The sequence below is a fragment of the Undibacterium sp. 5I2 genome (assembly GCF_035019605.1).
GTDB lineage: Bacteria > Pseudomonadota > Gammaproteobacteria > Burkholderiales > Burkholderiaceae_D > Undibacterium.
Genome location: NZ_JASJVS010000147.1, coordinates 1 through 928, shown reverse-complemented (window position 1 = coordinate 928; position 928 = coordinate 1). Strand labels below are relative to the sequence as shown.

General features: G+C 46.2%; 1 protein-coding gene. It reads right to left on the bottom strand.

The genetic code is table 11. The features are described from left to right. Positions 1-73: 73 nt before the first annotated feature. A complete protein-coding gene (locus tag QN359_RS19750) occupies positions 74-490 on the bottom strand; it encodes a type I restriction-modification system subunit M N-terminal domain-containing protein (protein WP_322249203.1) in 417 nt (138 codons plus the stop codon). Between the last annotated feature and the right edge of the window lie 438 nt (positions 491-928).

The following is a 928-nucleotide window of genomic DNA, read 5'->3' as shown; positions in this document are numbered from 1 at the left end:
CGCCGCGCAGCTGTGGCAGAAACAGGCACTATCTTAAACTCTTTGAATAATTGTCTGGACTTAGGGGGCCACTTTACACCTTGTAGAGCAAATTGGCGTCGTTTAGCTGGCCGATGAATTCCGCGAAGTTAAAGTATTCAAAAATCTGCCGGGCGTCTTTGGAAAAACTTTGGATATAACTTTCCAGATTGGCCTTGATCCCGGTTTCACCCAGCTTAGACAAATCCATCTTGGAGGTGTTGAAGAACGACAGCCCTCCTGTCGCACGCAAGATCATTTTCTCTTGCGCCTCTTCCGGCAGATTCAGCGCCTGGACCTTTTGCTGCTCAGCCAGCACCGCCTGTTTGCTGGATTCCAGCACGCATTCCAGCCGACGCAATAAGCAAAACGGCAGAATGACGCGGCCATATTGGCTTTGCCTGAAATCCCCACGCAAAAGATCGGCAATCGCCCACGAATCTGAGGCGAGGTTGTTGGCAATTTGGGTCATGGAATGTCTTTTTTAAAGCAAATAAGATGAATAAAGCCTGACAGCGATGGGCTTGCGGCAGGTTGGCTGCATAAGGCGGGCAAACCCGGCATCGCTGTCATTTTATGTTGAGGATAATATTACCCTAATAGCAATAAAATACCTATAGGGCTTGTGAACGTCGGTAGATTCAGAACGATTTATCTTGTCAAGGCCCAGCACATTCTGCGGATATGGCAATCTGCGCGGAAAATTTTTCAATTTTCATCAAAAATCTGACTAGGGTTTGAAACCCTAGTCAGATTTTTGATGAACTTGTTGGAAAAAGACTTTTTTCTAGTGTTTTTCTTACAGTCACCATCACTCCTTACTATTGCATAGTTTAAAGTGGCCCCCTAAGTCCAGACAATTATTCAAAGAGTTTAAGATAGTGCCTGTTTCTGCCACAGCTGCGCGGCG

Bases quoted from the DNA above. Each gene is read 5' to 3' on its own strand.
- QN359_RS19750 (WP_322249203.1), bottom strand. From the start codon at position 490: ATGACCCAAATTGCCAACAACCTCGCCTCAGATTCGTGGGCGATTGCC.